The organism is Thalassospiraceae bacterium LMO-SO8, from assembly GCA_031655335.1.
Taxonomy (GTDB): Bacteria; Pseudomonadota; Alphaproteobacteria; order Rhodospirillales; family Casp-alpha2; genus UBA1479.
On the sequence record CP134226.1, the window covers coordinates 1,844,667 to 1,871,032 of the forward strand.

General features: G+C 55.1%; 32 protein-coding genes, 1 tRNA gene and 1 riboswitch. Of the genes, 20 read left to right on the forward strand and 13 right to left on the reverse strand.

Features of this window, described 5'->3' with window-relative positions; genetic code table 11:
• The first annotated feature begins 28 nt into the window (after positions 1–28).
• Complete coding sequence (locus tag RJ527_08910) at positions 29–1,042, forward strand: ABC transporter ATP-binding protein (protein WND77851.1); 1,014 nt, start codon at positions 29–31, stop codon at positions 1,040–1,042.
• Positions 1,039–2,049, forward strand: a complete 1,011-nt coding sequence (locus RJ527_08915) for an alpha/beta hydrolase (GenBank protein ID WND77852.1) — start codon at positions 1,039–1,041, stop codon at positions 2,047–2,049. Before RJ527_08910 ends, RJ527_08915 begins: the two co-directional genes overlap by 4 nt.
• Positions 2,050–2,052: 3 nt before the next feature.
• Here RJ527_08915 and RJ527_08920 read toward each other — a convergent pair whose 3' ends face one another.
• The 5 genes from RJ527_08920 to RJ527_08940 all read right to left on the reverse strand — a co-directional run bounded on the left by RJ527_08920 (position 2,053) and on the right by RJ527_08940 (position 6,259).
• The gene (locus RJ527_08920; GenBank protein ID WND77853.1) at positions 2,053–3,030 is read right to left on the reverse strand and encodes an MBL fold metallo-hydrolase; all 978 of its coding nucleotides are present in this window, start codon (positions 3,028–3,030) and stop codon (positions 2,053–2,055) included.
• Positions 3,031–3,397: 367 nt separating this feature from the next.
• The gene (locus RJ527_08925; protein WND77854.1) at positions 3,398–4,150 is read right to left on the reverse strand and encodes an AAA family ATPase; all 753 of its coding nucleotides are present in this window, start codon (positions 4,148–4,150) and stop codon (positions 3,398–3,400) included.
• Positions 4,147–4,467, reverse strand: a complete 321-nt coding sequence (locus RJ527_08930; GenBank protein WND77855.1) for a hypothetical protein — start codon at positions 4,465–4,467, stop codon at positions 4,147–4,149. The genes RJ527_08925 and RJ527_08930 overlap by 4 nt, the downstream gene beginning before the upstream one ends.
• Positions 4,468–5,274, reverse strand: a complete 807-nt coding sequence (locus RJ527_08935) for a peptidoglycan-binding domain-containing protein (GenBank protein WND77856.1) — start codon at positions 5,272–5,274, stop codon at positions 4,468–4,470.
• A 433-nt stretch (positions 5,275–5,707) separates the two neighbouring features.
• Positions 5,708–6,259, reverse strand: coding sequence for a hypothetical protein (locus RJ527_08940; protein WND77857.1), 552 nt, complete (start codon positions 6,257–6,259; stop codon positions 5,708–5,710).
• On the opposite strand from RJ527_08940, the gene RJ527_08945 reads away from it, so the two are divergent.
• The gene (locus RJ527_08945; protein WND77858.1) at positions 6,258–6,398 is read left to right on the forward strand and encodes a hypothetical protein; all 141 of its coding nucleotides are present in this window, start codon (positions 6,258–6,260) and stop codon (positions 6,396–6,398) included. The two genes, RJ527_08940 and RJ527_08945, sit on opposite strands and share 2 nt — an antisense overlap.
• Here RJ527_08945 and RJ527_08950 read toward each other — a convergent pair.
• Both RJ527_08950 and RJ527_08955 read right to left on the reverse strand, forming a co-directional pair.
• Positions 6,395–6,718, reverse strand: a complete 324-nt coding sequence (locus tag RJ527_08950; protein ID WND77859.1) for a hypothetical protein — start codon at positions 6,716–6,718, stop codon at positions 6,395–6,397. The two genes, RJ527_08945 and RJ527_08950, sit on opposite strands and share 4 nt — an antisense overlap.
• A gap of 68 nt (positions 6,719–6,786) precedes the next feature.
• On the reverse strand, positions 6,787–7,728 hold the full coding sequence (locus RJ527_08955) for an IS1595 family transposase (protein WND77860.1): 942 nt from the start codon (positions 7,726–7,728) through the stop codon (positions 6,787–6,789).
• Between the two features lie 169 nt (positions 7,729–7,897).
• Between RJ527_08955 and RJ527_08960 the strand changes: the two genes are divergently transcribed.
• The 8 genes from RJ527_08960 to RJ527_08995 all read left to right on the forward strand — a co-directional run bounded on the left by RJ527_08960 (position 7,898) and on the right by RJ527_08995 (position 14,207).
• Positions 7,898–7,974: transfer RNA gene (locus tag RJ527_08960), tRNA-Arg, on the forward strand.
• 275 nt (positions 7,975–8,249) lie between these two features.
• Positions 8,250–8,567, forward strand: a complete 318-nt coding sequence (locus RJ527_08965) for a hypothetical protein (GenBank protein ID WND77861.1) — start codon at positions 8,250–8,252, stop codon at positions 8,565–8,567.
• Position 8,568: 1 nt separating this feature from the next.
• On the forward strand, positions 8,569–9,267 hold the full coding sequence (locus tag RJ527_08970) for a thermonuclease family protein (GenBank protein WND77862.1): 699 nt from the start codon (positions 8,569–8,571) through the stop codon (positions 9,265–9,267).
• A gap of 91 nt (positions 9,268–9,358) precedes the next feature.
• The gene (locus RJ527_08975; protein WND77863.1) at positions 9,359–10,834 is read left to right on the forward strand and encodes a hypothetical protein; all 1,476 of its coding nucleotides are present in this window, start codon (positions 9,359–9,361) and stop codon (positions 10,832–10,834) included.
• A gap of 52 nt (positions 10,835–10,886) precedes the next feature.
• Positions 10,887–11,666, forward strand: a complete 780-nt coding sequence (locus tag RJ527_08980) for a hypothetical protein (GenBank protein ID WND77864.1) — start codon at positions 10,887–10,889, stop codon at positions 11,664–11,666.
• A gap of 3 nt (positions 11,667–11,669) precedes the next feature.
• Entirely contained in the window at positions 11,670–12,965 is a 1,296-nt protein-coding gene (locus tag RJ527_08985; protein WND77865.1) for a hypothetical protein, read from the forward strand.
• A 71-nt stretch (positions 12,966–13,036) separates the two neighbouring features.
• Positions 13,037–13,951 carry a hypothetical protein gene (locus RJ527_08990; GenBank protein ID WND77866.1) on the forward strand — a complete coding sequence of 305 codons (915 nt, stop codon included), beginning with the start codon at positions 13,037–13,039 and terminating at the stop codon, positions 13,949–13,951.
• Positions 13,932–14,207, forward strand: coding sequence for a hypothetical protein (locus RJ527_08995; protein WND77867.1), 276 nt, complete (start codon positions 13,932–13,934; stop codon positions 14,205–14,207). The genes RJ527_08990 and RJ527_08995 overlap by 20 nt, the downstream gene beginning before the upstream one ends.
• A 324-nt stretch (positions 14,208–14,531) precedes the next feature.
• Here the strand turns inward: RJ527_08995 and RJ527_09000 are convergent, their stop codons facing one another.
• Positions 14,532–15,143, reverse strand: a complete 612-nt coding sequence (locus RJ527_09000) for an AbiV family abortive infection protein (protein ID WND77868.1) — start codon at positions 15,141–15,143, stop codon at positions 14,532–14,534.
• 64 nt (positions 15,144–15,207) lie between these two features.
• Between RJ527_09000 and RJ527_09005 the strand changes: the two genes are divergently transcribed.
• On the forward strand, positions 15,208–16,401 hold the full coding sequence (locus tag RJ527_09005; GenBank protein ID WND77869.1) for a hypothetical protein: 1,194 nt from the start codon (positions 15,208–15,210) through the stop codon (positions 16,399–16,401).
• A 186-nt stretch (positions 16,402–16,587) separates the two neighbouring features.
• On the opposite strand, the gene RJ527_09010 is transcribed toward RJ527_09005, so the two are convergent.
• The 3 genes from RJ527_09010 to RJ527_09020 all read right to left on the reverse strand — a co-directional run bounded on the left by RJ527_09010 (position 16,588) and on the right by RJ527_09020 (position 19,338).
• A complete protein-coding gene (locus RJ527_09010) occupies positions 16,588–17,583 on the reverse strand; it encodes a YiiX/YebB-like N1pC/P60 family cysteine hydrolase (GenBank protein ID WND77870.1) in 996 nt (331 codons plus the stop codon).
• Positions 17,584–18,020: 437 nt separating this feature from the next.
• On the reverse strand, positions 18,021–18,188 hold the full coding sequence (locus tag RJ527_09015; protein WND77871.1) for a hypothetical protein: 168 nt from the start codon (positions 18,186–18,188) through the stop codon (positions 18,021–18,023).
• Positions 18,189–18,219: 31 nt separating this feature from the next.
• Positions 18,220–18,314: riboswitch (SAM-I-IV-variant riboswitch) on the reverse strand.
• A gap of 31 nt (positions 18,315–18,345) precedes the next feature.
• Positions 18,346–19,338 (reverse strand): DUF4238 domain-containing protein, encoded by a 993-nt coding sequence (locus tag RJ527_09020; GenBank protein ID WND77872.1) that lies wholly within the window; start codon positions 19,336–19,338, stop codon positions 18,346–18,348.
• Here RJ527_09020 and RJ527_09025 point away from each other — a divergent pair.
• The 7 genes from RJ527_09025 (at position 19,337) to RJ527_09055 (ending at position 22,983) form a co-directional block, all read left to right on the forward strand.
• Positions 19,337–19,855: a thermonuclease family protein gene (locus RJ527_09025; GenBank protein ID WND77873.1), complete on the forward strand. Its 519-nt coding sequence runs from the start codon at positions 19,337–19,339 to the stop codon at positions 19,853–19,855. The two genes, RJ527_09020 and RJ527_09025, sit on opposite strands and share 2 nt — an antisense overlap.
• Positions 19,852–20,235: a hypothetical protein gene (locus tag RJ527_09030; protein ID WND77874.1), complete on the forward strand. Its 384-nt coding sequence runs from the start codon at positions 19,852–19,854 to the stop codon at positions 20,233–20,235. Before RJ527_09025 ends, RJ527_09030 begins: the two co-directional genes overlap by 4 nt.
• Positions 20,236–20,287: 52 nt before the next feature.
• On the forward strand, positions 20,288–20,755 hold the full coding sequence (locus RJ527_09035) for a hypothetical protein (protein WND77875.1): 468 nt from the start codon (positions 20,288–20,290) through the stop codon (positions 20,753–20,755).
• Positions 20,756–20,801: 46 nt separating this feature from the next.
• Entirely contained in the window at positions 20,802–21,278 is a 477-nt protein-coding gene (locus RJ527_09040; protein ID WND77876.1) for a hypothetical protein, read from the forward strand.
• Positions 21,279–21,338: 60 nt separating this feature from the next.
• Positions 21,339–21,611 carry a hypothetical protein gene (locus RJ527_09045; GenBank protein ID WND77877.1) on the forward strand — a complete coding sequence of 91 codons (273 nt, stop codon included), beginning with the start codon at positions 21,339–21,341 and terminating at the stop codon, positions 21,609–21,611.
• A complete protein-coding gene (locus RJ527_09050; protein ID WND77878.1) occupies positions 21,608–21,811 on the forward strand; it encodes a hypothetical protein in 204 nt (67 codons plus the stop codon). The genes RJ527_09045 and RJ527_09050 overlap by 4 nt, the downstream gene beginning before the upstream one ends.
• Positions 21,812–22,032: 221 nt before the next feature.
• Complete coding sequence (locus RJ527_09055) at positions 22,033–22,983, forward strand: SH3 domain-containing protein (GenBank protein WND77879.1); 951 nt, start codon at positions 22,033–22,035, stop codon at positions 22,981–22,983.
• Positions 22,984–23,111: 128 nt separating this feature from the next.
• Here RJ527_09055 and RJ527_09060 read toward each other — a convergent pair whose 3' ends face one another.
• The gene (locus RJ527_09060) at positions 23,112–23,942 is read right to left on the reverse strand and encodes an endonuclease/exonuclease/phosphatase family protein (protein WND77880.1); all 831 of its coding nucleotides are present in this window, start codon (positions 23,940–23,942) and stop codon (positions 23,112–23,114) included.
• Between the two features lie 48 nt (positions 23,943–23,990).
• Positions 23,991–24,683 carry a hypothetical protein gene (locus RJ527_09065; protein ID WND77881.1) on the reverse strand — a complete coding sequence of 231 codons (693 nt, stop codon included), beginning with the start codon at positions 24,681–24,683 and terminating at the stop codon, positions 23,991–23,993.
• Positions 24,684–25,194: 511 nt separating this feature from the next.
• On the opposite strand from RJ527_09065, the gene RJ527_09070 reads away from it, so the two are divergent.
• Entirely contained in the window at positions 25,195–26,313 is a 1,119-nt protein-coding gene (locus RJ527_09070) for a DUF4344 domain-containing metallopeptidase (protein ID WND77882.1), read from the forward strand.
• The last annotated feature ends 53 nt before the right edge of the window (positions 26,314–26,366 follow it).

The window sequence follows — 26,366 nt, forward strand, 5'->3', positions numbered from 1 at the left end:
GGCGTGCCGGTGCCCTCCCGAGGAGCCAATGACGGTCCGAACGTCCGATACCGCCCGGAACCAGCCCGAATTCGCGGTGGAAATCAGCCATTTACGCAAGGTCTACGGGCGCGGTGGCAATGTGCCCGGGGATACGGGCCAGACCGTGGCGGCGCTCAAGGATCTTTCGCTCAACGTGCCCCGGGGCTCGTTTTTCGCCCTCTTGGGTCCCAACGGGGCGGGTAAATCGACGCTCATCAACATTCTGTCGGGTTTGGTCATCAAATCCTCGGGCGAGGCCCGGGTATGGGGCCACGACATCGACCGCGACATGCGGGCGGCGCGCCTGGCGCTCGGCGTGGTGCCCCAGGAACTGAACCTGGACCCGTTCTTTTCGCCGCGCGAACTGTTGGAGGTCCAGGCCGGGTTGTTCGGCGTGCCGGCCAGCCGCCGCCGGTCCGACGAAATTCTCGCCGCCGTGGGCTTGGCGGACAAGGCCAACGCCTATGCCCGGTCGCTGTCGGGCGGCATGCGCCGGCGCATGCTGGTCGCCAAGGCCATGGTCCACTCGCCGCCGGTGCTGATCCTGGACGAACCCACGGCGGGCGTCGACGTGGAACTGCGCCGCCAGCTTTGGGTCACCATGCGCGACCTCAACGCGCGCGGCACGACGATCCTGCTGACCACCCATTACCTGGAGGAAGCCCAGGCGCTGTGCGACCGGGTCGCCATCATCAACCATGGTGAATTGGTTGCCTGCGACGACACCTCGGCGCTGTTGGCGCGCCTCGATTCCAAGGAAATGCTGATCACCGTCGACCGCGACATCACCGATGTTCCCGACGCCCTCGGCGCCTTCCGCACGGCCCTGCCCACGCCCCGGCAGATTTCCGTGTCCTACCCGCCGTCGCAGGCTCACTCGGGCCAGATCATCGCCGCCATGCAGGACGCGGGCTATGTCATCACCAATTTGTCGACCAAGGAAGCGGCGCTGGAAGACGTGTTCCTGCGCCTGACGTCCGGCGGCCCCACGGACGGCGGCCGGCAGGCCGCCGGGCAATGATCCGTCGCGCCGTGCGGCGTCTCATCGTTCTCGCGCTTTGCGGCCTGCTCGCGGCCTGTGCCGTGCCGCGGACCTATCCGGCGGGACCGGCGGTCACCAAGCCCCATTTCCTGATGGACTGGTTCGTCGCCCACGACGGCATCCGCATGACCGTGCGCTCGTGGCTGCCCAAGGGGCCGCCCAAGGCCGTCGTCGTGGCGCTGCACGGGTTCAACGATTATTCCAACTTCTTCGCCGCGCCCGGCGCCTGGCTGGCGGACCGGGGGATCGCCTCCTACGCCTATGATCAGCGCGGCTTCGGCGACGGCGTCGGCATCGGCCTGTGGGCGGGAACGGCGGCCTATGTCCGCGACCTCGCGGATTTCACGGCCCTGGTGCGCCGTACCCATCCGGGCGTGCCGGTCTACGTGCTGGGCGAAAGCATGGGCGGCGCCGTCGCCCTGGCCGCCGGGGCGGGTGCGGCGGAAACGCGGCCCGATGCCGACGGCATGATCCTGTCCGCCCCCGCCGTGTGGGGCCGCGCCGCCATGGCCTGGTACGAACGGGCGGGGTTGTGGGTCACGGCGCATACCATCCCGACTTTCCGCCTGACGGCCCAGGGGCTCAACATTCAGCCGTCGGACAACATCGAGATGCTGCGCGCCCTCGGCCGCGACTGGCGGGTCATCAAGCGCACGCGGGTCGAAACCATTTACGGCCTGGTCGGGCTCATGGACCAGGCCCTCGCGGCGGCCCCCGCGTTCTCGGAAAAGGCGCTGATCCTTTACGGCGGCAAGGACGACATCATTCCCGGACAACCGATGTTCGAGATGGTGCGCCGTCTGCCGGCGGCGGCGAAGGATCGCCAGACCTTTGCGCTCTATGACGGCGGCTATCACATGCTGCTGCGCGACCTGAAGGCCGAGGTGGTGTGGCGCGACATCCTCGCCTGGATCGAAAACGCCCAGGCCCCCCTGCCGTCCGGCGCGGACAGGCGGGCGGCCCAGGTGCTTATGAAATCTCCCTAGCGGTCAACAGCCGGTCATACATTTGCCGGCCCCGTCGAACGACATGGTCTTGCCGCTCAGCGGAACATGCACCGGCACCTTGGCCGCCTTCATGAAGGTCAGGGTCCGCTTGCCGACGACCTTGCCGTCCTCGGTGCCCGTCTCGTTGGCATGCGATGCGATGACCGCCGCGGGCTTGATCAGGGTGTTGATGACATAGGCCGCTTCCATGGGGCCGGTGGTGTAGGTGTCGCCGATGTTCATGACCACCAGCTGCGCCTTGTAGTGGCCGCCGACCACGGTTTCCTGTTCCGCCGTCACGCCCGTGTCGCCGGACAGATAGGCGACCAGGCCGTTGGAAAAGGTCAGAACATAGCCCGTGGGCGGCCCCGCATAGGCGGTCAGTCCCGCCGCATCCAGCATCTTGCCCAGTTCGCCGTCGACCATGGCCCCGGCGATGCCGTTGGAATGGGCGGCCGGCACGGTGGTGATGGTGACGCCGCCGACCTTGGTCGAGGCGCCGAAGCGCACCAGCACCGACTTTTTCGGATCACCCCCCAGCGCCTTCAATTTGCCCGCGAAAAATTTCGGCATCTCGGACCCGGTGACGATCTTGGCCCCGGTGGCGACGGCGATGTTGGCGGCGTTGGTGTTGGGGGTCGATTTGGCCGACACATCGGGCTTGGCGCAGGTCCCGGCCTCGGGCGCCGGCAGGTGGCGGTCGCCCGCGTGGTCGCCGTGCATGTGGCTGACCAGGATGGCGTCGATCTTGCCGAGGCGCGGGTCCTTGGCCCCGGCCACCGTGCGGCCCGGATCGTAGAGCAGCCGCGTGCCGTCCGGATCCTCCAGGATCAGGGCGCGGTCGAAGCGGCAGAACTCGCCGGCATGGCTGCCCAAGGGCGTGATCTTCACCTCGCCGGCGGCCCGGGCGGCGGGGGCGGCGGCAAGAACGGCGACGGCGGCGCCTAGGGCCAGGGCGGCTTTGATCAGGCTCTGTTTCATGCGCGTGGTCCTCCCAAGGATCAGGGCCATGGCCGCCTTATTCGGGCGGCTCGGGCCGTTATATGAGAGAAGTCTGCCGATGATTTCGAAGGCGCGCAATGCTTGCCAGCAGGCAAGGGTTCGGCGTATGGTCCGCCCCGATGCGATGGCGCGACGCGCCATAGAGGCACCCGTAGCTCAGCTGGATAGAGCGCTGCCCTCCGAACTCTTGGGTTCCAAATCCGCTAAATCCGAAATCCGCTAAATCTCAACAACTTAAAGCCCCCGCACGCTATCCACTCCGCCGCCCTTTTGCGCCAGATATGGCTTTGTTGGGTGTTGGGAATGGCAGCGGATGGCAACGCGGCGCAGCGCCACAAAATCCTCATTATTCGTCGGCGAATAGTTCCTTGAGATAGCGCTCGGGGTTGGCAAGGTAACCACGCAGCACCCGGACATGCTGAATGTCATCGAAGCTGATGGGGTCGATTGTCTGACCGTTGAATTCGCGAATGTCCGCGTCTGGATAGCTCATCAAGATCGGTGAATGGGTGGCGATTATTATCTGGGCGTTTCCCGAGTTTTCCCAGAAGCGGAGCAGTCGAAGAAATTCCAACTGGCGCATCGGCGATAAAGCGTTTTCCGGTTCATCCAACAGATACATGCACCGCTCGGACGTTCCAAACCGATTGGAAAACACATCCATGAATGACTCGCCGTGGCTGCGGTGGCCGAGTTTCCCTCCTGGCGTGGTGGGGCTGCCCTCATCATCAATGTAACGTGCGACATCGGCGAATGTGTCTGCACGGAAGAAAAAGCCCTTCGAAACCTTCGGCAGCCATGACGGCCGGATCGCCTTGGCAAGGGTCGTGTCGGTCGTGTCTGCGGTATAATGCAGCTGGTGATTGATGTCGCCGCCGCCCGTCGCGAAACCGCAGAGCTTGGCAATCGCCTGGAGGATTGTCGATTTCCCTGTACCGTTCTCCCCCACGAAAAGGGTAACGACTTTGGGAAACTCAAGAGAGAAATCGTCGGCAAGCAGATCAGGAAACCTCGTGAATGGAAAAGTCTCCCGATCTGCCTTTTCCGGTAACAGCGAAATACGTTTGAGAAACGGAGGCTTGAGTCCACTCAGGCTCATAAGGGATTGTCGTCCGACGATTTTGGCAGGACCGCATCGCGGTCGATGGGCAGGTCTATAGATGCTCCATTCGCGTCTATGATCGTCATTTGATGATGGCGCAGTTGGTCTTGGACCAGCCAAAGGCATAAGGCGACGGCTTGACGTGCGTTCTGGCCGTGGAAATCTCTCCCGTCGAAAGAGAACAAGGGGCAAGAGATCGTGCAGGCGTACTCACCGCTAGAGCGTTGCTGCGGCTCCGAGACGGCAAGGGTGAACGGAGCTGTTTCTCCGTCCGCTCCTTTCACTCGCGCGATCAACTCGTAACCTTCAGACAATCAATCAGTTCCTCGATCAAGTGGCGGTATTGGGCGGCCAACGCGGCAATTGCCGTATCTTAGCAACGATGAAGCCCAACACCTTTCAGCCGCTCGTGGCCCGTGTTTGGCCGCAATTTGCCGGCAGATTTCTTCATCCTCGGCTACTTGTTCCTCACACTTTCGCTTTCGCTCTTCGTCTTCAGACGTATCGCTTTTAAGCGGCAAGGTAAGCCCAAGGATACCAAGAAGAGCGCCAACGGCAGAGGAAATTTCTGGAAGCACCGGAATTAGAGGCGCCGCTATCGCTGCGGCGACTTGTTTGTCTCCCGTCTCTGGAATCGCGCCGTTCTCAGGGGGCGGATTTGGCTTCGATGGGCCAGTTGCCGATGCTGAGGCCGACGTCTTAGGTGTTAACGACGCCAACTGAAAGGAATTGTCGGCATTGTTCGTTTTCGGTGCTGAGTTGCTGGTTGTGGCACGTTTCATGCCGAGGGGGTTGGTGCCCATGGCGTGTGTGGATTGAGTCAGGCCTGTTTTTCCGTTCGCGGTTAGGGCTGCTTGACGGTCCTTCTCGGCCAAGACGGCGCCCAAAGTCGCGGCGGTCTCCCCATCGGGTTTCATGATGCCGTCTTTTTGAAGATTGTATTGCTCCTGGAACCTCTCGATCCCTTTGAACAAGGGTTCGTCGGGAAATTCCGTCATCCCATAAGAAGGCGTTTCGAAAAAGCCGATCTTCTTCAAGGCTTTCTTGATGCGCAGAGTGTCGTCCAGGTCCGCGTTGTAGTCGCGGCCCAGGGTGGCGTTCAGTTTGAAGGGGGAAATCACGTTCCGTCTCCTTGCGAAATGGTGGGGCGCATTTCGACGGGGCGAAGCGGTTTGCCTGACGCTGTTCGAAACGCGCGCGAATTCCTTGTCGGACGGCGTGATTGCCGTTCGGACGGGGGCTCATTGCGGGTTTTCGCAAGCGTTGTCCGCTGGTTTGCGTCGTTGTCTCAGGTTGTCCGAACCGTCAGAAAAGGCCGGGCCTAGGTGACGCGGCGGCGGGCGCACCGGAAACCAAGGTAATGGTTAATTTTTCATATATACCGATAATAAGATAATATACCTAATTATATACTTGACTGAACGAGCGATTCGATGAAAAAGGACCAGCGACAGGCCGGCGCTAGCTTCGAGGAAATCCGAGAAGCGGTAGAAGACGTTTTGTTAGATGACGACGCTCTGAATCTTACAGCCGAAGACGCCAAAAGATTAACGGTTAAGGTTGTCCGTCGCCTTGAGGCGCGATCAGTGCGAATACGTGCCCAGCGAAGACCGCTAAGTCAGTGGCCAGTTCTCTGAACTGGTCTGTTGCTGCATTGATCTGACTATAAGTGAGCGGTTTGGATTTCATCTTCGCTAGAGATTTATCCGCGTTTAAAGGGTCGTACTGGCTAAGGTCCCAAGGCTGCGGTTTTAGCCAGAATTTCCAACCCGTCGCTGTCAATTCTTCGTCAACAGTGAAGTGAGCAATTCGATTCCGTAGGCCCGACGCGTCTCTGATGCGATCAGATAGAAGTTTCCATTCGTCGCGCATGTCGTCGCGATCATGAGTAGCGAAAAGAAACCGCGCAGCGATATCTAGAAGTTGCAGTCGAGTTGAATGATTTTTGATGTGGTAGAATACGCCGGATGCGCCAAGACCATTATGCGACACAAGGAAGTGGGCGAACAAGTGCCCGCATTCTCGTTCCACGTTTTGCCAAATTATAATGGCGCCCCCGATTGCTTCGTAGAACTCTTCCTCTGTCGATTCATTGGGATCAGACATGTCAGACACCACCAAAGATCAGAAAGACGAACTCACCGAGGAAGAAGCGGCTGCGAAGCGCGACGAGGTATTGAAGCGCATGCTGAACACGCCGCCGAAGCCGAGGAAGCTGAGGGAAAAGGATGACAGAGCCAGTTAGTGCGTCCGGGGTACAACAATTTCCGGGGATTCAATCACTATATACCGTTTCGCTAATTCCTCTGGGGCGCGGCCATCAAAGACAGATTTGGGCACTGGGTCGGATACAACAAACTCCGGATCGCCCTCGCCGCGCTCATGAGGGATTGTCTTCAGGCTTACTATTCGCGCTGGCTTACTCACTCCTTTTCCTTGGAGGTCGAGCCATTCTGGCACGAGCCAAAAATAGTCTCCGTGCTCGATTACATCGACTGTGTGAACGGCGCCGCCCTTTCCGTCATCGTTCTCACTAATGATGACCATCGCTGTGTAGATTTTCATATTCACGCTCCATCCCCTCGCGTATTACGCGAAGCATAGCGCGAAACTCGGATCGAGTCTTTTCGGGTTTAGACGTACGCCCGCTGAGCAGTCCGCCGATATGTCAGGCGCTTACCTTCGATGCCCTTGAGGGCAACGTCACGGCGCTCCGAATCGGTGATTTCGCGGTTGTTGTAACGGAAGTCGAATTCGTCCAGATAGCGCTGTAGGTGCTTCTCGCGGCAATGCTGGTAGACGCCGCGCATGCCGCGCTTGAAGACGGAAAAGAAGTTCTCAACGCGGTTCGTGGTCACGCCGTCCTTGCGGACGTACTCGTGACGGGAGTGGTTCACGGTCTTGTGGGCTTTGAACTCGTCCCCGATCTTCACGTACATGGGCGCTTCGTCGGTATGCAGTTCGGTCGCACGGTCCACGTTCGTGACGAGGATTTCGCGGATGGTCGCCGTGTTGGCGCGATTGACCGCGAACGAGCGGGACTTGCCGCCGGAGACGAGAGAGACAACGGGCACCCTTTGCGCGGCCTTACCCGATTTGAGGAAGGGCGTGCCGTCCGTTTTCAGGGTGCGCTTCTTATCGCGCTTGCCGATGTAGGTTTCGTCGGCCTCGACAAACTTGCCATCCCCGCCCATGGGTCCGGGGTTATCGTCGCGCATGGACTCGCGGATGCGGTGAAGCATGAACCACGCGGACTTGTAGGTGATGCCCAGCATGCGGTGAAGCTGGTGGGCCGACATGCCTTTCTTGGACGCGCAAACCAGATGGGTCGCCAGGAGCCACTTATGCAAAGGGATCTTGGAGCGCTCATAGACCGTGCCGACGCGGACCGTGAACTTCTCGCGGCACGAACCACAGTGATACCAGCCAGGCCCCATGGACTTCCCGCCCAGGGCCTTCACGGTCGAGGTGAAGCCGCAGGAAGGGCATACCGGACCATCGGGCCAACGAATGGCCTCAAGATGCTCACGGGCTTTGTCTTCATTGGTGAAGATGGGGTTCGTTAAGTCGCTCATGGGTCTATCTCCTTGACCCATTTGTACTAAATCAAACCCTGTTCAGTCAAGTATATAATTAGGATAATATACCTATCACAAAGAGTCAAATCAGAAATTCAATCTGCAAATAGCGTTCCGATCAAAGCCTTGCCTTAACGGGTTGCAAAGCGTAGGTTTCCGCCGCGCAGCACCCGTAGCTCAGCTGGATAGAGCGCTGCCCTCCGAAGGCAGAGGTCGCACGTTCGAATCGTGCCGGGTGCACCATTTCCTTCAATGACTTAGGCCTTGTTCGCCCAATCGCCTTTCGTTCTCCGGAAGCAATACGGAAGCATTGTGGCGATATTTTTTTGTCCGGTGACACGCCTGAGGCCGAATAACTCTCGCCTGCCAAGGCGAGGAGCGCTCGTTATTGCCCCATCTCAGAGCTCGGATAGAGGGCATAAGCATCTGAAAGCATCATCCCCATAGAGGCTCAAACGATGATGCACTAACATTCAAACTGGGCAGTCATTGGGGGCTGGTTGTTGATGAAAGGGCTCATGTTGCTATACGCATTTGCAGAAATTCCACGATTTGTCTGGAACGATGCGGCAAAACTTCCGCAGGAGCTCAAACGTGCGAACGGCAATAATATCGAACGGGTCCGAAAGCCCCTATCTTATCTGCTACATGGCCCGGGAGACTTTCCCCAGCAACTGAATGACGTCCTGTATATCCCGGCCCGTGAGCTGAGATATTTTGGGCGTTTCTGCGCTCAGAAACTCTTTGTTTCAATCCGACCGATTGAGTGCCCGCCGATGACCAACAGGATGGTCAAGGTTCTCCAGTATTTCGGGTTTGATGTGAGGACCAACTAAGATGCGTCATCTCCGGAGTGCTCGGGTTTCCCTTCTGGCATTGGTGCTTTCGGTTGCCACGTGTTTCGGGGTGGCCGCCGGGGAGTTCACCGGCATCCCTATCGTAGTTGACGGTGACACAATTCGATTTGGCGACACGAGGGTACGAATCTACGGCATTGATGCTCCGGAATCCGGTCAGCAGTGTTGGGTTGAGGATGCGCCTGTCAACTGCGGCCTCCGAGCTCGATCTGCTCTCGAGAAGTTCATCTCGGACAATTATGTACGGTGTTACATGATCGAAACGGATCGGTATGGCAGATGGATTGCCAGATGCCTGAAGAGCGATGAAGACATTGGTGCGTGGATGGTGCGTGAGGGCCATGCGGTAGCATATCAGAAGTACGCCGACGATTACGTCGCAGAAGAACGCAAGGCTCGGCAAGAGAGGCTAGGCCTATGGGAAGGTGAATTTGTTATGCCTTGGGATTGGCGACGTGGCAAACGGCTCGACATGTCTGCATCGCGGGTAAATCAGGATGCTGGGGCTGCAAAGCCTTGCTCCATCAAGGGGAACATTAGTGGTAGTGGCGAGAAAATCTATCACACGACGGCCAGCCCCTGGTATGCGCGCACAAAAATCAATGAAGGCAAGGGTGAAAGGTGGTTCTGTTCGGAAGAAGAGGCAGTTCAGGCAGGCTGGCGGGCCCCAAATTTCTGACTCTAGTGAGGCTGCGGAAAGGACAACCGGTATCTGTTGATCGTCAAAGCTTCTACCACTAGGGTTTGATCTTGTTTGAGGGGCGGATCCATTGAAAAGCGCACTTGGAAGACTTCGCGAAATTGCGTCGGGGAATCGGTCTGACGAGATTCCGAGCCTATTAGATTTTCCGTCGCTCGACGTCGACAAACTGTCGTCCTCAATGCAGTTGGAGGAGCAAGGCGAAGAACAGGGCAGGGCGGGGAAGCCACTTGCCGGTGCCTCCGCTTTAGATCCAGTTGAACTCCAGATCATTGACCGGGTCGTTGAACATCAACGGGACGCGCACGAGCAACTGAATGGTCAGCTTGGTATCTGTACTGAGCGTTTGCGACGGCTGCATGTCGACTCGTTGGTGACGAGCGTTAAGGCTGAAACCAGAGCGACTGTAACCGATTTTGAGCAGGAAGCGCGCAACGGCGAAAACACACTCTACCAGCTTCGACGAGAACTGATTGAGGCGACCGATGCGCTTGAAGCATTCAAGACCAGACACTCAATTGACCGGCCTGCGCACCAGCGACCTAATATCTGGGTAACGGGATTCATTCTAATTGCGGTTTTTCTCGTGGAAACCCTAGCGAATGCAGGCCTGATCGGTGCCGCCCATGAATCGGGTTACATCGGCGCCTATACACTTGCGGTATCGCTATCTTTTATCAACGTGATCACCGGATGGTCGGCAGGAATATTCGGACTTAGATTTGCCCATCACTCCCGACCGCTACAAAAACTTTGGGGAGTTTTGTTAGTCCTTACTTACTTGGTCTCGGTTGCCTGGTTCAATCTGTACGTTGCTCACGTACGAGATGCCATGCAGTCGTCCGTACTGGACGATGCCCTCAGGATGGTTTGGAAGAAGACTTTCGAAGTCTCGCTCGATTTTCATGACTACCAGGCGCCACTGATGCTGATTATCGGTGTCGTGTTCAGTCTTGTCGCTTTCTACAAGGGCTTCAAGAACGATGACCCGTTTCCGGACTATGGCCGCCAGTCGCGCTTGAGAGACCAAACTGAGGCGAGATACGCGGACACTTTCGCGGAGATCGGTGATCACCTGCAAAGTCAACGTGATGACGTTAAGGACGCTCTAAAAAATGTCTCAGCAGAGCTCGGTTTCCGACGTCAGGATTATTTCTCGATAACCGCAACCATTAACCGTCTCCTTGGCAAGTACCAAGCCTATGAAAGATCCCTCGAGCACTCTGCCCGACGACTCCTGAGCGTTTATCGGGAAGCTAATAGGAAATCACGTAAAAAGGGCGAGCCAAGACATTTCAAACGCGATTTTGTTCTGGAACGTCTGCCCACGGAAGAGCCTTCGACAGACGAGATATTTCCCAAAGAAAAGGTCGAACGAATGATCGAGGAAACGCAGACGCTCATCGAGCGATCCATAGAGGAAGTTGATGAGGCCCACCAGCGGGCGTTCAAACGCTACGGACTTATCTCGCAGCTACTTAGCAAGGAGAAACTGGAGGAAATCGCGTCGTCCGAACTACCAATGTCGGGAGGAAATGTTGGCTAACAGGAAGTCCAGGCCATCGCTCGGTAGCCGGCGAGCCTCCGGCCCTGGGGTTGTGGGCAAGATATTGCTCGGCACCGGTGGTGTCGCGATTTTAGCGATTATCGTAGTGCTTGTCGGATATGGGGTCCTCTCGGAAGGGCCTGTTGCCCTTCAGGACAACGGCTGCCCGGTCGACAGACCTCCGTCATCGAAGGTCGTGGTGCTGATTGACCAGACAGACACGTTTTCCGCTGTTCAGGCAGTCGATATTGAGAACCAGTTCAATGCGGTGAAGCAAAGCATTCCGAGGTACGGAGAACTGGTCATTTACACTATCAAGGAATCGTTACTAACACTTCCGGTCCCTGTCGCGAGAGCATGTAATCCAGGCAACGCACATGATGTTGACCGAATGACGGAGTCGATTGTTCGGGCGGAAAACACATGGCGCGAGAGCTTTGACGAGCCATTCCGAAGAGTTCTCACGAGCGTCCTTAACCCGTCTGAGGCTTCCGCGTCACCAATCATTGAAACGATTCAGGCTGTAACTGTGGCCGAGTTTGGGCCGGTCAAACTTGATCAGGTGCCGAAAAGGCTCGTGCTGATCAGCGACCTGCTCCAGCATTCGAAAGCTATGTCGCACTACAGCGGGGATGTGGATTTTGTGAAATTCGAGAACAGTCCGGTCTATAGACGCTTAAAGACCGATCTGCGTGACGTGGCAGTAGAGATACTCTATCTGAACCGTACAACCAAAAGGGATCTGCAGACCGTAAAACATCGTGAGTTCTGGTACGGGCTTTTGGAGAACCAGAACGCTCGAATTGAACGCTTCTATTCCGTGAGTGGATAGCGCATGAAACAGGTGGATCGGAGCCAGAATTTGAAAGACGGGACTTTCGTTTCGAGTGCGGCGGAGCGATCAAGCAATACTGATTCATGGGCCTATCGGCTCGGCGCGTCCATTCCGCGCCTGTCATCTGGAACGGCAAAATTCTCGGACCTTGTATTCTTCCTGTTCTTTACCATGCTTGGTGTAAGCGTCGAGTTTGTCGCCCATCATTTCACCAATAATACCCTTTTCGTGATTCTTGGCCCGACCGCGGTTCTCTCGGCTTACCTGATCGTCTCCCTGTCGTTCAGAGGGTTTCGGCTGCGGCTCGATCAGCTTGGCGACAATTGTTACTACATGGGCTTTCTATTCACCCTTACGGCGTTGTCACTGGCCCTCTACGATTTCCAAGGTTTAGACATCAAAATCGGAACAATCGTCGCGAACTTCGGTGTCGCCCTTGCTTCGACGATCCTTGGCGTGCTGTACCGGGTCTTGCTCTCTCAGATGCGGGAAGATCCGGTCGAGGTTGAGGAACAGTCCCGTGTCGAACTAGCTCAGGCTTCGGCATCTCTTAAGAACGAGCTATATGCCTCAGTGCGGGACATGAACTCCTTCCGCAGTCTAATGCAGCAGTCAATTGTCGAGTCGTTCGACGACGTCAACGAAAAATCCAAAGAGGCTATTCTCACGGCCGCTAACGAATTGTCGATTGCTGCGAAGAACATCAACGAAGAAATTGCTGAGCGGAATGCCCTGTTGGGGGAACGTTTCGATCGCTTCAATGACCTAACCCAGCGGTCCGTATCGTCGCTTGAGGCCCTGGTGGAGAGTATGGAGAAGGTCCGCCCGCCCAACGAGCTCATCAATGATGCCTTCGACAGAACAGTCGAGGTCATAGAAAAGGTCTCAAGGGAAGCGCAGCAGATTTACGAGATTACTGATAAGCAGCGTCAACAGGCGGAATTGAGACTGGCAACGACGATCGATTCTATGGAGAGCGTTTCTGAAAACCTTGCTGCACTGACCGGAGACAGAAGTCCGCTCAACGATGTGACCGACAATCTTAGCAAAGCAGCAGAAACGCTTTCGACGCTGTCCGGAAAGCTTGTTGAAACCGATGAAACTCTGTCTGGGAATATTGAAGCTCAGAAATCTACGCTTGGTGCCTATGAAGAAATAAGTGCCGAGAGCATCAAAATTCTCAAGGCACACAATGCGGGGGTTGCCGAGACCCTCATTAGCAGCAGGGCGATGTTGGCTGAGGTAGAGAAGAACCTCTCCGAGATGGCTCGTGCGCTCGCGAAATCTGTTGCATAGCTTCCATGCCGCGAAACAGCATCAGCCGAAACGAATTATCCTACAAGCGAGGGCTTGTTCTTGGGCTGACAATGGCTGAGATCGTACTTCTCCTATTGTTCTCACTTCTGCTCGCCCTGGCCGCGTTGTTCTGGGAACAGGAACAAGCATTGACGAAGGCATATGACGAGCGTGAAGCCTATCGGCTAGATCTCCGGGACAGCCAGGCCAAACTCGAAACACTCATGAAACAGTTGTCGCAGTCCGACTTTAAGGAAATGAGAAAAGAACTGGTGAGACTGACGGAACAGGAAAGGAAAATTGAGTATCTCATGCAGCGGTTTGCGATCGACCCCGACAGTTCGACGGAGGAAAAGGTATCGACGCTAGTCGAGAAACTCACAAAGCTTGAGAATGTGGAGACGGCATTGGATGTCGCAGGTTTTTCAAAGGAACCGGGATTGCTGACGCAGGAACTTCGGGATGTTCAGGATTCAAAACATGCCATCGATCGGATCAGAGGTAAGCTCAATGCCGCGGACGAGAAGAGTGAAAAACTGGAGAAGCGATTAAGCAATGCAGAGCAGGCTCTTGATCAGAAGCAGGGGCAGGTCGCGAACATGCAGCGTACGCTTGAGCGATACGGTCGAGGAACCGAAAAACCTGCATGCTGGGCTGATCCCGAAACAGGAAAACCCCGTTACATTTATGATATTGGACTAACGAGTGGCGGTCTAATTGTCCGACATGCTGCAACACCGCCATGGGCGGAATCTCGTGGACTGCCGATCAACGAAATTCCCTATGATATGGAACTGAAGCCGCAGGGGTTTATTTCGGAGGCTAGACCGATTTTCGTATGGTCCGAGGAAAACGAGTGTCGCTTCTTTGTTCGGGCATATGATGTGACGGAAGCAACGGAAAAGGCCACATACAAGAGGCATATGCGGTTTCTTGAGTCGTCCTTCTACAAGTACGAGGTGCTTGATGACCCCTGGCGCCCCTGAAGGTTTTCAACTGAGTTGGCTGGAGCTCAGAGAAGAGTTCGTGAGGCGACTGGTTAGGGAACGATTTAACATCAAAGTCACATCAATCGGTATTCGTCGTTTCGACTTCTCAAAGCCTCTTGATGCCGTTGTTGAGGATGTTCGTTCAGCCCACAAGCATTTCATTCAGGATATGCTTCGCAAGATTGTTTTGCGACGTTTCGGTAGGCCCAATGGTTCGGTCTCGGACGGAGATCGAAATGCTGAGAAAACCTGATTTCTGTTTGCTTGCCAGTTAATCCCTGGGCATTTTCGCGGATGTCGCGTAGGTCCATGTATCAAGGTGCCGCTCGCCGCCTAATTTCTGATAATTGAAGATTATCGGAGGGTAGAAACTTAGGTCGTAGTGAATAGTCTAGTTATGGGTTCTAAGCGGATGTGGCCGGACACTGGGGCCCGCCGCTGCTGTTGACCCAAGGCGGACATCTGAGACTATTCAAATGTCCTCGTTTTCGTCGGAAACTGGACCAGCTTTCGCGCCAAGCACGAATCGCTCAAAATCCTTTTGAGTGTGCTTGGCCAAACCTTCGTCGACCATTGATTAGTGCCAGCGCAAAAGAGCTTCGGTCATCGCTGGCGTCTCCCATACAGGCCCCAAAATCTCCTTCCAAAGAGAGATCTCGCGGGGCGAGACTTCATCCCTTTTCGACAAGACTTCGGCTGTCATCACCAGTTGTCTTGCTAGGCTCTCTTCTACTACTTCAAATGGCTCTGACCAGTGACGGTCGCCGTAGCAATCACTGTACAACCCAATCTGCTTTACAGCATCAAGGATCAAAGTATGTTCACCTTCCTGGTCTACAGCGTCTTTAAAGTCATTGAGGGAAATCGCTCCTCTAGCCACGAGGTCCGGAAGAATCCATGAGGTGCTCTTTGCTCTGTGACTTCTGTATTCCCGCCAGACGCTCTTTATTTCTTTTTCATCGCGAGCCATAGAAAGCCGTCGAAGGATACTCACCTTTCCAGCTTCCTCGATAGCGAGAGCCGCAATTGATGCAGCTGTCGGGAACCGGTGAGCATCAAGGAGAATTCTTGCGTCGGATGCCAGTCGGGCGGCATTTCGCGCAGCGACGTTTATCCCCGCTGCGATTTCGTCGGCGGACAACGCCCCGACATAACGATCCAGTGGCTTTTCTTGCTTCGATCCGGACATACTGTACATCTCCGGTGCAGACGTGTCAGACGTAGTACCGAAGTCTCACTAAGGTAACCTACTCTTGCTGAAAATATTTATTTCTGCGCTGCAATTGGCAACAGCAATCACGGTGATTGTATCGAGCGCCCATGCTGAGGAAGGGTGCCCGGCGGGATTTTTCCCTCAAGCTGGAGATGGCAAATGTACTGCCGTCTCCGAATACAATCGGCTTCCCTTGGACGACAGCAAGCCGATGACGTTTCAAGGCCAGCAAATGAGTATGGCGATTGTCTGGCTCCAAGCCACTGGCGTCATCACCAAGGACACGCCCAAGGAGTTTGCTAGGTTTCTCCATACCTATGACGCGAAGTTGACTCGGAACATTTACCTGCATTCTTCGGGCGGCGATCTCATGGCCGGACTTGAACTCGGGCAGATGATCCGCGAGGCTGGTATGAACACCTTCATCGGCCGATCAATCTCACTTGACGGCGTCATGAATGTTTACTCTTACAAGAAATCCTTCTGCGTTTCTGCATGCGCATATGCCTTCTTGGGCGGCGTTACCCGCTCGTACGGAGAGGATGATATCTACGGCATCCATCGTTTTGGTAGATCGGCGGGATCCGTATCAGGTGACGATGCACAGATCATCAGTAGCGTTGTGGCTAAGTATATTGAACGCATGGGGGTTGATCTATCTGTGTTCGTCCTGGCGTCCACCTCCTCATTTGAAGATGAATTATTCCGGGTGCCGGTGGGCCTCGGGAAGCGCATGCGGATCATTTACGATCCGTCCGGTAACACCTCGTTCGTAATTGAACAACGAGGAGGATCAGTGGTGGCAGCCTTCAGGCTAAATGAACGTGAGCGCGAGCTTGAGGGTGTGATTGCATGCGATAATGGTCAGCGCACTCTCATGCTCTTCGACAAAAGCAACTCTATCTCTACTGGCCTTCGGGCTGCCAGACAGTTCCCAACGGAGTTCAAGGCACAAGGCCGTTCGATTTGGGGGACAGCTACCTATTTGCCTGCCGACCCGGCCCGAAACATGCCAATCGGTGTGATGCTCTTCGTCCTTCCATCGCTTGATGAGCAGGCCTTCACGGGCGATGGCATTAGGCTCAACATGATTCAAAATCCGACCCTGCCCACCGACTTAGGGGCACGCTTGCTGTGGGTCGATGAGGTTAGTAAGTACGCATTCAGAATGAGGGCAGCAAATGCCGGGCGAACATTGCCGATTGTTTTCCGCGATTGCAGGGGGCACCGATAGGTCGCTACACGGGCTTGATCCGGACTACGCTGAAGAAATTCGGTCTGCTGCTGGCTAAAAAGCGACCGTGCCGGCGGCCAGCAACGATGGTCGCTTTGTGACCCGGAGCAGAAGCGCGAACTTCTTGGGATAATGTCTGCAATGCGGACTTTCCTGCCGCCCATGGTTCGCGCCGCAATCTCCGCTTCAGTCATTTCGCGGATGCTTATCGAGCCAATCCTCTGCGATAGAGAGACGATTGGTTTGTTGTTCCGCCAACATCAGATAGAAATTCATGAGCATCATGATGGTCTTTCTCGGTCTGATATTCTGATATTCTTGGTAGACCCTAGCATTCGTTGTGTATCGATTCTCTATACGCGACTCCTCTGAAGATATGATTTCGCAATAAAACCGAACACTATTGGGATGTCGACTACCTAATTCCTCCATGAGCTTTGCATCGTAGTGCCATGGGTTAATCTCGTGGTCGGCTCTCCAGACCTCAAGGAACCCAGAATCGAAATAAAGCTGCATGATCGTCTCGTCATGCTCGGGATGTTCCAGCACAAGTTTGTCAACGTCACTAAGATTTTGGATGGATTTATCAATCTTCCGAGCACCGTTCAGGATATGATTCGTAGATTTCCGCATCAGCTCTAGACCGCTGGGATGCGCCTGCCACGCCTGATACTCCTCGTCGGAGACATCCACGGTAGCATCCGCAACTTCGACAAGTTTCTCACTCTTCAGAAGATCCTTCGGGGTACAGAAATTGGCATTTTTGACGAGATCAAAACCGTTGGCGGCATAAGCTTGCGCGACGAGACGGCTGCAGAACTGTTTAGTCGTGCCTTTCTTGCCAAGTCCCTGCCACGCCCTCGCAGCTTCCAATTTCGCGTATTCGCTGCCGATGCGTTCGCGAACATAGTTGCAGATTTTTATTGCAACGGAAGGGTCCAATGCATCCTTAGTACGTAGGACAAATACAGCGTTGTGTTGCTCGAAGAACAGTCGCTGTGTGTTCGCTGAATGCACTCCATCTTCTGTAGCGTCGATGATGGCGCAATGATCAATATACAGCATGGCGTGAGAAATTGGACTGGCGGTGGTGGTGCGGATGAATTTACTGATCTTCGCGTCGCTTGTGGTTAGGATTACATCACCAGGCTTCAGTACTTTTTCGTTCAGTCGCTTTATCATTTTGCGCTCCGGTGCAGAGAAGCACTATCAACTAGGCAATTTTTTCAAAGTTAGTTAATTGTCCTCGCACATTATTGGGTTTGAAGTACATTTTTTCCGCAATAAATGAGGCAATTCATGTTGACCTTGCTGCCTTTTGTGAGGTTTGGTGGCCTGCGTCTTGACACGTAACGATTTTGGACACTTTCGTGTGGCCCGGACCAGTAAGCCAGAGTTTACAAATGCCACACGGTCTAGAAGCAAATATGCCGCATTTGAGGATGTTGTCTGTCCATACAAGAACTATGTGAACTGAACCTGCAAAGCCGCGATTGATGCTCGCGGCCACCTCTCTCACCATGGCCTCATTCTGAACCTCCGACGCGAAGTGTTGGATGGCCGCTATTGGCTATTAGGCGACATCCGGCCCGACGCCGGTTCGTGTCCGGAAAAAGGGGTTAATCGGACTTCTCCTCTTCTTCACTCTCGACTTCGCTAGCTTCGGTCTGAATAGAATCCTGCCGCTTCCTGAGGTTCGCCCCCATGATGATGGCCGGACCCGTGTGCTTGAGCTTCGGCAAGTCCTCTGCTCGCGTGATTTCGCGATCGTAGATTATCTTACCCATGAAAAAGTCCTCCTTCGTTTTCCAAAAGAGGACTGACGCTCGATATTGCCTTACCGGCCTCATCGTGGGTGCCACCTTGCACGAGCTGCAGGTTGGCGGGGCGTCAGCCCTCTCTTGATGATGGGGGAATAATAGCCTCAAGGAAGCTCGGGGGCAATTAAGGCTTGAGCTTCTTGACCTCCACCGCCGAAAATTCTTCCGGTCCGAACCCTCCGATTTTCATACCCGCCTTCACGTCCCTGTATTTTCTTCCTAACGCGGCGATGCCGCTGTCCCGCACAGGCCCGAACAGAAACCGCTCCGCATTTACGGCCCTCGTCCTATTGGCAAGCTTCACCAATTCAGGAGGGATGTTGAGGAGTTGCTGCCGGTCCTTGTTCCAGTGTGCGAGTAGACAGCGGTTAGATGAGAGCGGGAATAGAACCTCGACGTGCTTGTGCAGAAACCCCGGTCCTTCAAGTGGGTGCAGATGCTGAGATGGAACCTCGCGTGTGAACGGATTGTCGCTGGAGATAAAATAGCGGCCTTCAGGAGGGATGAGCGTCGACCAGTCCATATCAAACAAGATCGGGGCCAGCCCGTCATGGACTGTAAGCGCACTCAAAGTGAATTCGCGATCAACGGCTAGCTTGAATTTTTTGGGGTGTAGCATGCCGTCCCGCAGGTCTTCTTTTTCTTTATCGCTTAATGGACCGTGTTCGGCTTCGTATTCTTCCATCGCGGTACGAAATGCGCCGTCGTGCTGCGCCGTGGCATACAGCTTGATATTCATGTATCCCGCAAACGCCTCCGCATAGGTGCGACGAAATGAGTTTGTTCGCACGAACATCATGGCGAAAAAACTGGCCAAGTCTGCTCGCTCTTGTCCTTCGACATTCTCGCCGCGCAAGACCTTCTCAAATGGCCCTGCGGCCTTGCCCTCGACCTTCGCAAGAAACTCTTCGATTTCGGTCGCCCGCGTGCCGTCATCAAGCGTTACGCTATAGAGATGGGTCTCGACTGCAGTGTTGTCCGCTGCGGCATGCCAGATACCTCCGGTTTCCATGTCGTACGTCCACACATGCCCAGTCGGGTCGTTACCCGCGAATTTCTCAAGGTAAAAACGGGATACTTGATGGTGGCGTTTGGGTTTTGATCCTGCGCCGCCCATGCTGCGCTCCTGGCCACTTGGAATTAGACCAGAATACGACGGACATGACGCGAAAGCTCAGCTAAATATAATTATCATGCGTGTGCTTTTATGCGCCTTCTTGATCGCTTCGTTACCGGCCCTGGCAGCCGCCCCCGATACCTCGACCATCAATTCCGGAATGATGATTACCGGCACTGTCACCCACGTCCGCGACGGTGACACCATCGAGGTTAAAAGCATCCCAATTCGGCTGAATGGCATCAGCGCCCCGGAGATGAATGAACCGCTTGGGGTTAAATCGAAGACCTTCATGGTCGACCTAGTCCTCGGCAAGCATGTGCGCTGCGAGCTGAACGGCGAGAAGACGTATGACCGCTGGGTCGGTGTCTGCTTCCTGGAGAGCGTAGACATCGGGCGCGCCGTCGTCCGCGCCGGTCTCGCGCTGGACTGTCCAAGGTACTCACGTTCGCGTTATGCTGGTGATGAAGCGGAGGGAGCGGCGGCACGAATGAGGCTGCCGGGGTATTGTCGATGAGACGCTTAATTATTGGGCTGCTTTTGGTAGTCGGTTTTCTTTCTGGTTGCGCATCGGGGTCGGCCCTAGTGACCGGACAAGCGCGAACTCCAATTACGAACCACGCGGCTGTCAAAATTTTAACCACTATGCCAGCCGGTGCCGAAGAAATCGCCATAGTGAAGGCGTCATCAGACGCGGGGCTAACGCAACAAGGTGACCTTGACTACGCCGTCGAGGAACTGAAGAAGCAAGCAGCAAAGGTGGGGGCGAATGCCGTTGTTCTGACTGGCCGGGGCACATCCACTCAAACCCAGGTCTTTACAGCTTACGGCGGTGCCACATTCATCGGATCGTCCGAAGCCGAGGTGGTTCAAGGTGTGGCGGTCTGGGTTAAGTAAACCATGATCACCACACGCGACATCTACGCAATGGCCGGGCGGAGCCGGAGTGGTGGTGATGATCTCCTGTAACCGCTGCGGCAAAGACAAAGACGACATCGAGTTCCTTGAAGCCAACGGCACCGGTCGCGGGCCGGGCGGCAGATTTCTCTGGTGTCGGCGCTGCCGAGATCGTGAGTTGTCCCGCCTAAACGAGCTGAAGCGGCGGGTACGCAAGAACCAGAAGGAAGCGCCCATCGCCCGGCTTCACCGGGATGAGATGCTGAAGATCGAACGGGCGCGGCGGCGGATTAGTGAGGTGACGGGAACCCAGCATCACGTCGAGCATATCGTGCCGCTGAGCGGCGAGCGAGCCGGACGCCCAGTATGCGGTCTGCATGTCCCGTGGAACGTATCTTTGGCCAGCGCGGCGCTGAACATGAGCAAAGGGGCGAAGTTCACTGGCAAAGATGCTGAGCGCCTAGAGCGAGATCATATGGCATGGTTAAGGGCTAGAGGGTTGGCTTTGGCGCAGGTGTAAACGGACGATGACTAGGAAGCAGCTTATCTATGGCGGAGCGGGTGTTGTGCTCGGCCTGTTTTTCGGCTCTTCGATGGGGATCGCAGCGTTCGGCAATGCGTGGAATGCGGCACTGCCGGTGGGGTTCGTTGGAGGGTTCACTGGAATTTTGTTGGGGAGGGCTAAAGTGAAGTCGCAAGTTGATAAGTTAGGCAATCTGCAGCAGCCTGTTATCGGCCTCCCGCCCGGCGACTGGGGCCAGAGCGACTATCGGGCCTTTTCGGAGAAGTACTACTTTCATCCGCATGCCATCATCGAAAAAACCGGGCGAGACATCGCTGAATGCCTGCCCAACGCTGACCCGGAAAACCCGACAGGCCGGTATGCGATCTTTGCGAAGGCATTCAATGGCAAGCCCCGAGTACATGTTGCGAACCGGCGGGCGAAGGAGATCTCTCCGGACGCCGAATACGACGGCGACATATTCATCGGACTGCTGACCCGTTATATCAGGGTGGTTGCGCCGACGCAGGGCCGGAAATGATGCCCGCCACGCTCGCTAACCTCATTGCCAACGACAATAGTCGTGGGGACGGTAGCGTGGATGGTGCTGCCGGAAAATTTGTTTTGGGGAGACATGATGAGAATTTCTGTTCTGCTTGTGGCAGTGTTCGTTGCGGCTTGCACGGCACGCGTTTTGCCAATCGAACCAACGATACTCAGTGCCAACGACAAACAAGTGATATTTGAGCGGACGCCGTATGCCCAAGAGGCACCCGTTTACGCGGCCGCCGCGCGCCACTGCCAACAATTCGGGAAGAGCAGCGTGTTTACCGGCAAGGATGGCAACTACAAGTATATATTTAGCTGCTCATGACCACTCCCCGCGACATCTACGCGACGGTCAAGCTGCTGCTCGACCGGCACGGATTGAAGGGCGCGGCGGACCATTGCTTGGAACGCGGCGAGGAGCTGGCCGCCGCCGGAGATAAACAAGGCGTGTACGTGTGGGGTCAGGTCCGGGCAGCGCTGTTAGACCTGTCGGACATCAAGTTCGATGGGGAAGTAGTGAACTAGGGGGGGGCGGAAGGTCCGCTAATGACCCAAGGCGGACACTATTAGCTGCACCAACGCTTCGTCGCCCCTCCAGAATTACGCAGACCGCGCCCAAAATCACGTTCTCATCTGACATCTTAACGTCGTCATGCCGATAAGAGTATGCTTTGAACCAGTAATGAATGCCGGTAGTATTTTTCTAATGTGCAAGGGCCAATACGAGAGGCCCACCGGAGATCGGAATGAGCCTTATCACGGCACTCATGAAGACCGTTTTCGGAATCGTCTTAATACTTTTCGCGGGATTTTTCCTTTTTGGTTTGTTCGGCTCGGACGACGAAAACGAAAAAAATCAGGTGGTTCAAATCCAGCCCAGCCTGGCGGCTTCACAACGATGCGCGGATGCGAAAGACACCGGCGTTGAGTATGGCATTACCGGATCCGGGATCAACATCCGTGAGGGACCAGGAACAAGCTACGACAAGGTCATCAACAAGAAAGCCACACAAACGCTCGGCAAAACCCACTATGTTCAAGTCGATTATACCGTCACCGTGCTAGAAGTTTGCCAAAAAGGCGGCTGGTCATACGTTGAAGTCGTTAAACCGGACTGGCTGAAAGAAAGCCATCGGGGTTGGGTGGCCTCCCGGTTTCTCCGTGGCCAGCGCCGAGACACCGCTGGCATTCGAGTTTTCACCGAGGAAGACTTCATTTGGGACAAGAATACGTCTCCCTACAAAGGAACCATTATTACGGGCGTGAACAAGATTCATCGTGAGAATGAACGCTGCAAGGAAATCGACCCGGCAAGTGCGTATCTTTCAGATTCGAGATCAACACCTGACCGACCGGTTTTTTTTGTCACCTGCGGCGCTGGAACGAAAGCGTTCAACGTCTGGTTTTCCGAAGAAGATTTGAAATCAGGGAAGGCATTCAAAGCCGCGAGACACATAAGCCAAAGCATCGCTATCCAGCTGTGCGAGCAGTATGCTCGCCAAGTCGCGACCCATCCCAACACTGTTGATTTTTCGCGTGTGCTTGACCTAGCGATTAACGAACATGCCAATGGTCGGACGGCAGTTCATTCGACCTTCTCAGCAAAAAATAGCTTCAACCTAGAGATCAAATTCCGAATCCGTTGTCTCCTGGACGCAACCGGCCTTATCGAAGCGACTGTCAATGAGGCAGGATGAGTCTGCTCTTCGTTTCCATTCTTTTTTCGTGCGGGTCGCAAGGGCCGTTTTTGGCTAGAAGCAGTCGTTCACGAACGAAACGATAAACGTCTACTTCAAGTCTCAAGCGGACTAATCGCTCGTGAAGATTAGCTGGGGGAAAAATCTACCAACAAAGGTGAATGATCGCTGAGCTTAGTTTCACGAAGCGCATGCAAGTATTGAGCTTTCGTTGGGTTTAGCTGTGGTGAGGCGAAAATGTGGTCAAACCTGCGAACAGTCAGCTTTCCTTCGCGTTGACTAAACCAGCTTCCCTCAGCCACTTCATAACCATGAAGAGCGCGAAATACATCGGGCATGCCAATCTCTGACAGTCCGGTGATAACGCTTCTCTCGCCTTTCGACCACCTTCCCGGTGGCTGACCCCTGTGATCTTGCGGAACTATCGAACCATCTTTCCTTAACCGCTCACCGAAAACCTTCACCCTTCCATCCGAGAACTCCTGGTCTGGTGAATTAAAGTCCCCACAGAGGATGCGATTGGCTTGAGTGTCTAATGCTAATTTTTCAAAAATCCCTTCAAAGGTCTCGATTTTAATCCACTTATTAGTGACGCCAGGAGGGATATGCGTTGTGTGAAAATCCACATCACCTACCGCATGTTTGATGCGGCAAGACAGAACCCTCTCAGGCCAGGGAATACGGAATTTTTCCGGGCGAAGCGGTTCTATAGGAAACCTTGTGGCAATTATCTCGCCGTATTGCCGTGGGCCTACCAGCTTCGAGTGATCGTTAGCCAATTGAAAACTGTTAAGAACATTTTGAAGGCCTAATTTTTTTAGACCGACTGTCAGGTCGTCTATGGTGGAAATTCTCACTTCTTGTAACGCGACAATGTCCGGGCCGAAGGCCCCTAAAGCACTAACCTGCTGTTCTGAACGACTTCTTCTGCCTGCCACATTCCAAGTAATAACTCGCATACGCTCCCCAACGTTATCTCTGAACTAGGTTCATCGTGTCGGCTTCAATTAATTCTTGAAGACGACCTGCGCCTCCCACTGACCGTCGGGGCGACGAGTCATTTTTGCGGTGAAATTTGTGCGGATTTCGGCTCCAAAGCCATTTTCTGCATCAACGTGTGACTGCACTAGCCATACGCCGCACGACGTCATAGTGGTCTGAGCGTGCAACATGCTTACATCCGCGCTGTCTGGGTTTTTCATCCGCCGCTGAACAGCCAATTGAGCAGATGTAAAAGCATTCAGCTCATCCCCACACTGGGACTGGGCTAATTTGTCGCACATCGCGATGCCGATGGGGATCAAGTCACGGATCGTCTGTAGGTTCCCGTCCTTCGCCAAAGCCCGGCCGTTCAGATATTCCTCCGTTCCTATGGCGGCGCCGTTGAGCGCATATGTCTTACCATCCGTCAGGAACAAGACCAGCGGTCTCGGCTTGCCGTTGTAGACGGGGCCGAGTTCGCATTTAAGAACGCCTTGGTCAGGGATCAGTGTCCAAGTGTTCGGAAAACTGTCTGCACGCATGATTTGTCCACTCGATGCGCTTCCTACAGCCACCGTCGTTATCGTTTTCATCAGGTCTTCCGGTCGTGATCGCTCCGATATCTTCATCCCTTGCGGTGGAACGGCCTGCCCGGACTTTTCCGCGTCATCGTTGCCCCAAAGAATTGCGATGACGACGAGCCCGATGATGGTGATCACCAATTGCCGCAGCCGCCCCCTCCATCGTCTGCGAACCGCCTTGTCTACCCAACCCCGTTCAAGTGGGTCTCCGCACTTCGGACAATGCTTAGCGTTCTCCGAGATCGCCTTGCCGCAAGATGGACAGTCTTCCAAAGCCATAAGAATTTCCCGAAACAATGGAGGTCAGAGCCTACGGCGCGCCCGCCGTAAGATGACTTCACATGAACCCTGGTGATCGGGGAGTTAGTAAACCGATGTGAGTCGGCCCCTGTGACCTTTAGGCGGAGAGCCCTGGACATACGTCACAGGCTCCCCGACCGCAGAGGTCAGGGGTGGATTTTGCGGCCCCACCAGACCGCTCACATCAGGGGTTACTACGCCCCGGAACCGTGCGTCTTGGTTCCATGGGATACGTTAATGGGGAAAAGGGGACAGATAAAGGGTTGAAACCATCGACTAATTTTCCACGCCGAGCCTTCGTTATGGACGGCCATTGTCTGGCAGATAGAATGGCGTCGGAGGGTTGCTCATGAATTCAATTATTCGCGCATTTGGAATTTCAACGCTTGTAGGATTACTGGCATCCGCCCAGGCATTTGCTGGTGGGTATGTCGCCGATGTTCTCCGGTTCAAGGTCGATGATGGGCATGCTGAAGTGCAGGCTGGCAAGTTCTGGTTTAAGCCATTGCCCACTTTCTCTGACGCCGAGTTGGAGGTGGGCATCACGGTTCACAACAAAATCTACAACGACGTTGATGCCTTGGTTTGTACGGAGCGGGAATTATCGTTGTATCGGGCCGGACGACCTGCAAGGTGTGCAGGAGTAAATCGGGGCAAAGGATCATTCACATTCCGCGCCCCAGCCCGGTCCACCGAGCGGCTCTACCTCTTAATCAATAATAGTTTCAGCTTGGTCGTGAAGAAGAAGGTCTCCTTCACAGTTTTTGTCCGCGACCGGATCGACCAGGATAAAAGGCAGGCGTTGGAAGACGGCCTCGCAAAAGGCTCGACCGCCGTATCCACAATGTTCGAGGTGCCGGAGTTCGATCTGAGAGTTGAGCCCTGTGGCCAGGACAATGCCTATTCGAACAGCCGAACCGGCGATATCACCATTTGCTCCGAAATGTTCATGGGGATGGCATTGGGGGGGCAGAAGGGGGCCTTATCGGCGATCATGTTCCATGAGATGGGGCACACTCTTCTCAACCTGTGGGGCCTACCGGGCTACGACAATGAAGAAACGGTCGATGAATACGCCGTCGTGATGCTCTATCTGCAAGGGAAGCAGGAGTACGCGATTGAGTGGATCGACTGGTTCGAGAAACACGACTCCCGGCAACAGGCCCTGACCAAACTTTATGTCGATGACCGCCATCCCCTGTCGGTCCAGCGTATCCGGAACATCCGGCGTATTCTTCAAAACCCCGGCCCGGTCATTGCGCGATGGAACCGGCTTCTGTATCCCAGGATGACGGTGGCGGGGTTGGAAGAAGTTCAGAAGCTAGCGCCCATGTATGCCGACCGCGATCTTGCAGAAAAGTTGATCGCGGGAAAAACCAGTTCAACGCCAGACCGGCGGGTTCAATATAAGGAAACCAATACCCCGCCTTCGCCGCAACCGATGTGGGCACCACCACCTCAAAAATAAACACATCACCTGATGGCATTGGCCTGTTTTAAGAGCCGTGCAGAGTCTTTTTT

Bases quoted from the DNA above. Each gene is read 5' to 3' on its own strand.
- RJ527_08910 (WND77851.1), top strand. From the start codon at position 29: ATGACGGTCCGAACGTCCGATACCGCCCGGAACCAGCCCGAATTCGCG.
- RJ527_08915 (WND77852.1), top strand. From the start codon at position 1,039: ATGATCCGTCGCGCCGTGCGGCGTCTCATCGTTCTCGCGCTTTGCGGC.
- RJ527_08920 (WND77853.1), bottom strand. From the start codon at position 3,030: ATGAAACAGAGCCTGATCAAAGCCGCCCTGGCCCTAGGCGCCGCCGTC.
- RJ527_08925 (WND77854.1), bottom strand. From the start codon at position 4,150: ATGAGCCTGAGTGGACTCAAGCCTCCGTTTCTCAAACGTATTTCGCTG.
- RJ527_08945 (WND77858.1), top strand. From the start codon at position 6,258: ATGTCAGACACCACCAAAGATCAGAAAGACGAACTCACCGAGGAAGAA.
- RJ527_08940 (WND77857.1), bottom strand. From the start codon at position 6,259: ATGTCTGATCCCAATGAATCGACAGAGGAAGAGTTCTACGAAGCAATC.
- RJ527_08950 (WND77859.1), bottom strand. From the start codon at position 6,718: ATGAAAATCTACACAGCGATGGTCATCATTAGTGAGAACGATGACGGA.
- RJ527_08955 (WND77860.1), bottom strand. From the start codon at position 7,728: ATGAGCGACTTAACGAACCCCATCTTCACCAATGAAGACAAAGCCCGT.
- RJ527_08965 (WND77861.1), top strand. From the start codon at position 8,250: ATGTTGCTATACGCATTTGCAGAAATTCCACGATTTGTCTGGAACGAT.
- RJ527_08970 (WND77862.1), top strand. From the start codon at position 8,569: ATGCGTCATCTCCGGAGTGCTCGGGTTTCCCTTCTGGCATTGGTGCTT.
- RJ527_08985 (WND77865.1), top strand. From the start codon at position 11,670: ATGAAACAGGTGGATCGGAGCCAGAATTTGAAAGACGGGACTTTCGTT.
- RJ527_08990 (WND77866.1), top strand. From the start codon at position 13,037: ATGGCTGAGATCGTACTTCTCCTATTGTTCTCACTTCTGCTCGCCCTG.
- RJ527_08995 (WND77867.1), top strand. From the start codon at position 13,932: ATGACCCCTGGCGCCCCTGAAGGTTTTCAACTGAGTTGGCTGGAGCTC.
- RJ527_09000 (WND77868.1), bottom strand. From the start codon at position 15,143: ATGTCCGGATCGAAGCAAGAAAAGCCACTGGATCGTTATGTCGGGGCG.
- RJ527_09010 (WND77870.1), bottom strand. From the start codon at position 17,583: ATGATAAAGCGACTGAACGAAAAAGTACTGAAGCCTGGTGATGTAATC.
- RJ527_09015 (WND77871.1), bottom strand. From the start codon at position 18,188: ATGGGTAAGATAATCTACGATCGCGAAATCACGCGAGCAGAGGACTTG.
- RJ527_09025 (WND77873.1), top strand. From the start codon at position 19,337: ATGCTGCGCTCCTGGCCACTTGGAATTAGACCAGAATACGACGGACAT.
- RJ527_09020 (WND77872.1), bottom strand. From the start codon at position 19,338: ATGGGCGGCGCAGGATCAAAACCCAAACGCCACCATCAAGTATCCCGT.
- RJ527_09030 (WND77874.1), top strand. From the start codon at position 19,852: ATGAGACGCTTAATTATTGGGCTGCTTTTGGTAGTCGGTTTTCTTTCT.
- RJ527_09045 (WND77877.1), top strand. From the start codon at position 21,339: ATGGTGCTGCCGGAAAATTTGTTTTGGGGAGACATGATGAGAATTTCT.
- RJ527_09050 (WND77878.1), top strand. From the start codon at position 21,608: ATGACCACTCCCCGCGACATCTACGCGACGGTCAAGCTGCTGCTCGAC.
- RJ527_09055 (WND77879.1), top strand. From the start codon at position 22,033: ATGAGCCTTATCACGGCACTCATGAAGACCGTTTTCGGAATCGTCTTA.
- RJ527_09060 (WND77880.1), bottom strand. From the start codon at position 23,942: ATGCGAGTTATTACTTGGAATGTGGCAGGCAGAAGAAGTCGTTCAGAA.
- RJ527_09070 (WND77882.1), top strand. From the start codon at position 25,195: ATGAATTCAATTATTCGCGCATTTGGAATTTCAACGCTTGTAGGATTA.